Origin of the sequence: Mesorhizobium sp. M2A.F.Ca.ET.067.02.1.1 (assembly GCF_004023285.1) — a bacterium.
GTDB lineage: Bacteria > Pseudomonadota > Alphaproteobacteria > Rhizobiales > Rhizobiaceae > Mesorhizobium.
The window spans coordinates 1-7,460 of the sequence record NZ_RZSB01000257.1; the positions used below are offsets into that span (position 1 = coordinate 1).

Genomic DNA, 7,460 nt, shown 5'->3' on the forward strand with positions numbered 1-7,460 from the left:
CGCTGCGCTGACCAAGAAGCGCCTTGATCGGCACCCAGTCGATCACTCGCGAGATCTGGTCAAGCTCCGTCACATCCGACCACACCAGCCCATCCGCAAGGCTCAGTTGTCCAAGCACGCGATCGACATCCGAATCATCTCCCCTTCATGCCGGACATACGGAATCACCAACTCAGTTCCGTGCAAAGCCCCCACAAGGGGAGAAGGGGAAACCTCGCGCCTCTGGCAACGCTCCGTTTCTTCGGTTAGCCTCCGAAAATCCTTGGCGGAGGGTGAACCTTTTTGGACCGATCAGCGACAGAGCTTCGAGGAGCCAGGCGGCTCGACCGGCCATGAATGCGGCGACGGAAACCGATCGCGCGCTTGTAGACCGGGTCGCGAAGGGCGACCGGGCCGCCGTTCGGCTCCTGTTCATGCGTCACCACGCGCGGATCTACCGCTTCGTGGCGCGCCAGACGGGATCGGAAATGATGGCCGACGATATCGCAAACGAGGTTTTTCTGGAGCTGTGGAAGCAGGCGCCCGGCTTCGAGGGCCGCTCTGAAGTCTCGACCTGGCTGCTCGGCATCGCCCGCTTCAAGGCGCTGTCTTCGCTGCGCAAGAAGAAGGAAGACTGGGTCGACGACGATGACGCGGCGCAGGTCCCCGACAGCGCCGACACGCCGGAAGTCGTCACCATGAAGGAAGACAAGGCCGCCGCCTTGCGCCGTTTCGTCGATGCCCTGGCCGAAGAACATCGCACGGTGATCGACCTTGCCTATTACCATGGCCAGTCGGTGACCGAGATTGCCGAGGTGCTCGGCATTCCAGTCGCGACCGTCAAGACCAGAATGTTCTACGCCCGCAAGAAACTCGGCGAAGCCCTCAAGGCCGCCGGTTACGACAGGGGGTGGCCATGAGCGCCGCTGAAAAGATGTCGCGCCGCGACGAGATGGAGACGCTGCTGCCGTTCTATCTGAACGGCTCGCTGGAAGGCGCCGAGCTGGAGGCCGTCGAGGAATGGCTGGCCACCGATCCGGCGGCGATGGCCGCCCTTGGTGAAGCGGAAGCCGAATTCTCCGGCACCGCCGCCGCCAACGAGGCGATCCGCCCGCCAGCCGATGCACTCAGCCGTTTTACCAGGACGCTCGACGCCGAGACCGGCCCCGTGCGCGCGCCCGGCCAATCCTGGCTGGCGAAAGTCTTCGGCCGGGTGACGGCGATGCCGGCCGGCGTCGCCTGGGCGGCGGCCGCTGCGCTGCTGGCGTTGGTCATCGTGCAGTCCTTCGAACGGCCGGGCGGCAAGGGCAACGATTTCGAGGTGGCCGGCGCCGAGGACGATCTGGCGAAGCTGCCTTTCGCCCTGGTCAAGTTCAAGCCGGATGCCAAGATGGCCGAGATCGCCGCCTTCCTCGGCCAGAACGGACTGAAAATCGCCGGCGGACCGACCGCCGACGACGTGTTCCACCTGACCATCCCGGCCAGCACGGCGGCCGACTACGACAGGCTCGTCGGCCTTGTTGCCGCCCAGCCTTTCGCGGATACTGTGATCCAGGGAAGGAAACCGGCCGATGGCGGCTAAGGCAATTCCAGGAAAAGTGCGCCGCGGTTTTCCGTCCGGAATTGCGTCGGGACCAAGGATCATTCTTCGTGCGGCGCTCCTTGCGGCGGCGGCTTTTGTCGCCGCGCCTGCGTTCGCGCAGACCAACGATCCCAATCTGACGCAGAAGCAGGTGGACTGCCTGAACCGCACGACAACGGCAGGCAGCGACTGCGACAAGGACGGCGGCGCCAAGAATGGCGAAGGAACGCCAGGCACTGCGAGCGGCGCGGTGTTCCTGCCGGCGCTGATCGTCGATCTCTTTCCGAACCCACCGGCAGGCGCTGCCCCGCAAATGCCGGCGCCGTCCAACGGCGCATCGTCATCGAATGGTTCCGGCAACACCCCGCCACCCGCTCCGGCGCCGAGCGGTCCGGTCACCGTGCCGCAAGGCCTCAACCTGGCGGAGCCGCCGCGCGCCGTCGCCGGCGAATTCGTGCCCGACGAGGTGCTGGTGACGGTCGACGGCGATGCCGGCGTGGTTCAGCAGATCGCCAATTCCTTCGGCTTGCAGGTGCGCTCGCAGCGCCAGTCGCGGCTGCTTGGTTCGACGTTGGTGCGCTTCGGCATCACCGACGGGCGGCCCGTCGGCGTGGTGCTGGCGCAGCTTGCCGCCGACGGCCGCACACAACGGCGCGAGCCGAACCATATCTACACGCTGCAACAGGCGGCCGGCATCGTGAACTATGCCTTCGACCGCATCGCGCTCGATTCAAAACAGGCGAGCGGCGAGAATGTGCGGGTCGCCGTCATCGACACCGGCATCGACGACACCAACCCGGCGCTTAAGGGCGTCATTGCTGACCAATATGACGCCATGCCCCACGTGCCGATCGAGAAGCGCGACCACGGCACCTCGGTCGACGGGCTGATCGCTGGCGTCGGGCCGCTGGAAGGCATGGCGCCGGGCGCCAAGATCTATCACGCGCGCGCCTTCGAGGGCGGCAAGTCGACCATGGACGTCATCCTGTCGGCGCTCGACTGGGCGGCTGAGCAGAATGTGCGCATCATCAATATGAGCTTCGTCGGCCCGAAGAACGACCTGCTCGGCACCGCCTGCCGCAACGCGCGAGCACTGGGCATGGTGCTGGTGGCGGCCGCCGGCAACAACGGCCCGAAGGCGCCCTATGGCTACCCGGCCGCCTTCGACGGCGTGATCGCGGTGACCGCCACCGACGCCAAGGACGGACTGATGCCGCAGGCCAATCGCGGCGCCTATGTCTTCATCTCGGCGCCGGGCGTCGAGATGGTGGCGCCGAGCGGCGCCGGCTCCGACGTGGTGACCGGCACATCCTTCGCCGCCGCGATCGTGTCCGGCGCCATCGCCAATCTGATCCACGCCGCGCCGAAACGCTCGGCCGACGATATCGAGAAGGCACTGGCGGCAACGGCGAAGGATCTCGGGCCCAAGGGGCGGGACAATGACTTTGGTTATGGGTTGATCGATACAAAGGCGGCCGAGGCGGCGAAGTAGTGAGTTTAAGGTGGCAGGCCCGTCAATAAATTGGCTGCCGGGTTCCCGATACCGCGCTTATACTGATGCGGCGGCCTGCTCGACGCCAGTTGCTTGTGCTTTGTGAGCAAGGCCGAGCGTCTCCCGAACGGCCCGAAGCACCTCGTCCGCCAGCGCCACATCTGTTTTTGCGATGGCGCGAGATGCTGCGATAGCGCCGATTTCGGCAGCGACGGCAGCAACGGCGAGACGGCGTCTCTCAGACGCGGGAATCGTCGTCTCAAGCGAACGTTGAAGCGTCGCTGCCATTTCCTCAAATGCACGCGTAAAGCTGGCGCTGACGGCGCTGTCCTGCCGCCCAACTTCACTTGCGGAAGCGGCCATCGGACAAGCCGTCTCGACTCTGTCGCGCATATCCGCTGAAAGATATCCAGCGAGGTATTCCTCGAAGGTGGGACTGCGATCACCCGCCCAAGCCCGGGTATCAGCCATGTTTCCCGCGAAGCCATGGGAAAACGCAGCCGCCGCCAGCTCATCCTTCGACGAGAAATGTGCATAGAGCGCTCCATGCGTCAGTCCGGCCTCCTTGGCGACTTCCGCTACGCCGACGCCGTCTATTCCCCGTTTACGGAACAGCCTGCTCGCCGCCTGCAACAGAGCGTGCCGGTTCTCCGCAGCTTTTTCCTTCGAAACACGCATTTCCAGCTTCCAGACCAATGTCACGAATTTTTTAGTTGCGATCGCCACCAAAGTCAAATAGATGCCGGACATCGCTTTTTGATTGCGATCGCAACCAATGGAGAAACAGGCATGCGTTACAGACTTTTCGGGAAGCACACGGGACTTCGGGTCTCCGAACTGGTGCTCGGGACCGGTAGCTTCGGGACGGGCTGGGGACATGGCGCTGAGCCCGAGGAGGCCCGTCGCATCTTCGACGCCTATGCGGACGCCGGCGGCAACTTCATCGATACGGCCAACGGCTATCAGTTCGGTCAATCCGAGGAAATCCTGGGCGATCTGCTGGCTGGGCGGCGCGACGATTTCGTGTTGGCCACCAAATTCACCATGCGGACGGACCCCGCGGCCGGTATTCTGGTCACGGGCAATAGCCGCAAGGCCATGGTCTCATCGGTCGAGGCGAGCCTCAGGCGGCTCAAAACCGATCGCATCGATCTCTATTGGGCTCACATGTCGGACGGAGTCACCCCGGTCGAAGAAGTCGTGCGCGGCTTTGACGATCTAGTCCAGGCCGGCAAGATCCTTTATGCGGGTCTTTCCGACTTTCCCGCCTGGCGGGCGGCGAGGGCCGTCACCATTGCGGAATTGCGCGGAGCCGCCCCTATTGCAGGTCTTCAGGTGGAGCACAGCCTCGTCGAGCGAACGACCGAACTGGAACTCCTGCCTGCAGGGCAAGCGCTCGGCCTCGGCATCGTGGCCTGGTCACCGCTTGGCGGCGGCATGTTGACCGGAAAGTACCGCAAAGGCGAGAAAGGCCGCGCGGAGGGTTTCGGCGGCAGGGTATTCCAAGCCGAAGATTCCGCGCAGCGTACTGCCATCCTCGACACCCTGATCGCGGTTGCGAAGGACGCCGGAGTCACGCCCAGTGAAATCGCCATCGCCTGGGTTGCGGCCAAGGGCTCGCTCCCGATCATCGGACCACGCACGCTGGCTCAGCTCGAAAACAACCTGGCTGCGGCAAAAGTAACGTTGTCGCCGGAGCAAATTGCACGCCTTGATGAGGTGAGCGCGACGCGACCGATCTTCCCCTACACGGTGCTCAATGATCCCGAGACCAGGCAGGGCTTCACGGGTGGCAAGGCCGACCGCTTCGACGCGCCGGCCGAAGCAGTCGCCTGAGGTATCCGCCAGCGCCTCCGCGCCGGCTTGGATTCCCGGGCCGGCGCCCCCAGCCACTGACCCTCGCACCACCAGATGCGCGCCGCCAGACACCCTTGGCGACACGCCGCGCGCCGGCGAGCCGGAGCACGAGGCGGACAGCGGCACCTGGAATTCTCCAGCCGCGGCCCCGGGAAGACGTCATCAGGGACAACCTGCGACGGCTACGGCCTGCTTGAAATAAGGCGGCGGAGGCTGCCAAGGATTGATCCTCGGCCACATGCGCTTACAGAGCCGGACCCAACCGTACCGGGCTTCCGTCATAGAAGCGCGGCAGCCGGAAGCGGCTGAGGTCGTGGCCGGTGTCGTTTCCCTGGATCATGTCGGAGACGACGCGGCCCATGCCGGGCCCGATGCCGAAGCCGTGGCCGCTCATTCCGGTCGCCACGAAGAGACCGCCGATCGCCTGGACCCGATCGACGACAGGGACGACATCGGGCATGGCGTCGATCATGCCGCCCCAGCCGACCTTCAAGCGCGCTTTCTCGAACTGGGGAAAAAGCTGTTTGAAATTGCGCTCTGTCGCGCGCAGCCGGGCCGGTTCGGGGGCCGGGTTGAGCACCCGCATTCTCTCGAAGGGACTCTCTTCATCCGGCGCCCAATCGCGCGGCGTCGACCAGCCGTCCGGGTAGCCTGACGGCGCGAACGGGAAATAGCGCGCTCCGAACGGATCGTTCCTGAGGGCGGGGATATATTTGGTGGCATGCCGAAATGCGTCAGGCCCGAGGTAAAGCAAATGGCTGCCGCCGCCGGCGAGCGTGTATCCGCCGTCCTGTCTGCGCCGGAAAGCGATGTGGTCGTCGGCGGCCGCGCCTGCATAGATCTCGGGCAAGGGCTCGGTCGCGGCTACGGTTACCCGGACGCTGAGCTGGGGGATGGACACGCCGTGCCGCGCCAGGAACAGGGACGACCAGGCGCCGCCCGCGACCAGCACGGTGGAGGTCTCGATATATCCCGCCTCGGTCCACACGCCCCTGATCCTGCCGGCCTCGATGTCGAGGGTGCGCGCCGCGCAATTCTCGACGATCCTGGCGCCTTTTCGCGCGGCAAGCCGGGCCAGCGCCGGCACCGCCAGCCAGGGTTCCGCGCGCATGTCGGAGGGCGTCGTCATCGCGCCCTTGAATCTGCGCGACATGCCGGTGATGAGCTTCGCGGTTTCGTCCGCATCCAGGAGACGTGTGTCGAGCCCATGGATCGCGGCGATCTTCATGAACGCTTCGAAGCCGGCCATGTCCTTTTCGGTGTTGGCCAGATAGGTCACGCCTGTCTGGGTGAGCCCGATGTCCTCGCCGCTTTCGTCGGCCAGTTGCCGCCACAGGCGGATAGCCTCGATAACGATCGGCAGTTCGTCCGCGTCCCGTCCCTGCTTTCTGATCCAGCCCCAATTTCGCGAGGACTGCTCGGCAGCGACGCGGCCCTTTTCCAGCAGCGTCACCGGAATGTTGCGGGCGGCAAGGAAAAGCGCCGTCGTTACGCCGATGACACCGCCACCGACGATCATCACTTCCGAAGTCTTCGGCGGCGGCCCAGGGTACTGGATTGGATCCGCTTCGGTGAACGGGAATGTGGGCAAATGGCGCACCCTGAAGGATCGGTTGACGGTCCAGGCTTACCGGTTGTTGCCGTCCAAGATCAGGAGCAGGCGAAGGCGGATCGTTGTCCCACGAGGTAAAAACAGCCCGAAAGGCGGCGGCTGGCTAGGCTGTTGGATCCTGCCCTAGACCGGCGCCCCTGCCACCGATCCCCGCACCACCAGATCCACCGGCCACACCTCGCCGCGCGCGCCCTCTTCCAGTCCCGATATGCGCGCCGCCAGCCGCTCGGCGACGCGCGCGCCGGCAAGGCGGATCGAGGAGCGCGTCGTCGACAAAGGCACCGGGAAATTTTCCGGCCGCAGCCATGGGAAGACGTCGTCATGGGCGATCAGCGACAGGTCGCCCGGTATCGTCAGGCCAAGATCGCGCACGGCGCGCACGACGCCCAGCGCCATGATCAGACTGGAGCAGACGATCGCCGTCGGCGGCTCACTGTCCTCAAGCAGGCGGCGGGCGGCGCGATAACCGTTTTCCTCGGTCATGGTCACCGAGCGGATGAGACGCTCGCCGAGCGTCATCCCGCTCGCGACAAGCGCCCGGCGCATGCCGCGCTCGCGGTGGATGGCGAAGGTCTCGCGCTCATTGCCGTTGATCAGCGCCAGGCGCTTGTGGCCGAGCTGAAGCAGCAGCCGCGCCGCCTCGTGGAAGGCGCCCTCATTGTCGATGTCGAGATAGGGATAATCGAAATCCAAACCTTCGCTGCGGCCATGGGCAATGAAGGGTATGCCCAGCGTATTGACCAGGGCCAGCCGCCGGTCGGCCGGACGCGGCGAGGAGATGTAGACGGCGTCGACCTGCCGGTTGGCGACGATGCGGCGGTAGGTGGTCTCCTCATCGTCGGCATCAGCGGGCGACAGCACCAGGTCGAGTTCGTGCGACCGGGCATAGTCGCCGAGGCCGGAGAGGAATTCGACGAAATGCGGATCGATGTCGACGG

7 protein-coding genes are annotated in these 7,460 nt (G+C 65.2%); 4 read left to right on the forward strand and 3 right to left on the reverse strand.

Annotated elements, in window-relative coordinates; translation table 11 throughout:
• Window positions 1–332: 332 nt before the first annotated feature.
• The 3 genes from EOA28_RS18230 to EOA28_RS18240 are packed head-to-tail and all read left to right on the forward strand — an operon-like array spanning window position 333 to window position 3,053.
• On the forward strand, window positions 333–899 hold the full coding sequence (locus EOA28_RS18230; protein WP_127252605.1) for a sigma-70 family RNA polymerase sigma factor: 567 nt from the start codon (window positions 333–335) through the stop codon (window positions 897–899).
• Complete coding sequence (locus tag EOA28_RS18235; RefSeq protein WP_127252606.1) at window positions 896–1,561, forward strand: anti-sigma factor; 666 nt, start codon at window positions 896–898, stop codon at window positions 1,559–1,561. The genes EOA28_RS18230 and EOA28_RS18235 overlap by 4 nt, the downstream gene beginning before the upstream one ends.
• Window positions 1,551–3,053, forward strand: a complete 1,503-nt coding sequence (locus tag EOA28_RS18240; RefSeq protein ID WP_245463143.1) for a S8 family serine peptidase — start codon at window positions 1,551–1,553, stop codon at window positions 3,051–3,053. Before EOA28_RS18235 ends, EOA28_RS18240 begins: the two co-directional genes overlap by 11 nt.
• A gap of 57 nt (window positions 3,054–3,110) precedes the next feature.
• Here EOA28_RS18240 and EOA28_RS18245 read toward each other — a convergent pair whose 3' ends face one another.
• A complete protein-coding gene (locus EOA28_RS18245; protein ID WP_245463142.1) occupies window positions 3,111–3,803 on the reverse strand; it encodes a TetR/AcrR family transcriptional regulator in 693 nt (230 codons plus the stop codon).
• A gap of 39 nt (window positions 3,804–3,842) precedes the next feature.
• On the opposite strand from EOA28_RS18245, the gene EOA28_RS18250 reads away from it, so the two are divergent.
• A complete protein-coding gene (locus EOA28_RS18250; RefSeq protein ID WP_126079917.1) occupies window positions 3,843–4,889 on the forward strand; it encodes an aldo/keto reductase in 1,047 nt (348 codons plus the stop codon).
• A 265-nt stretch (window positions 4,890–5,154) separates the two neighbouring features.
• Here the strand turns inward: EOA28_RS18250 and EOA28_RS18255 are convergent, their stop codons facing one another.
• Together EOA28_RS18255 and EOA28_RS18260 are read right to left on the reverse strand one after the other, a co-directional pair.
• Window positions 5,155–6,501, reverse strand: a complete 1,347-nt coding sequence (locus EOA28_RS18255; RefSeq protein WP_126079918.1) for an FAD-binding oxidoreductase — start codon at window positions 6,499–6,501, stop codon at window positions 5,155–5,157.
• Window positions 6,502–6,645: 144 nt separating this feature from the next.
• Window positions 6,646–7,460, reverse strand: an 815-nt coding sequence (locus EOA28_RS18260; RefSeq protein WP_128315121.1) for a substrate-binding domain-containing protein, incomplete at its 5' end; no start/stop codon positions are given.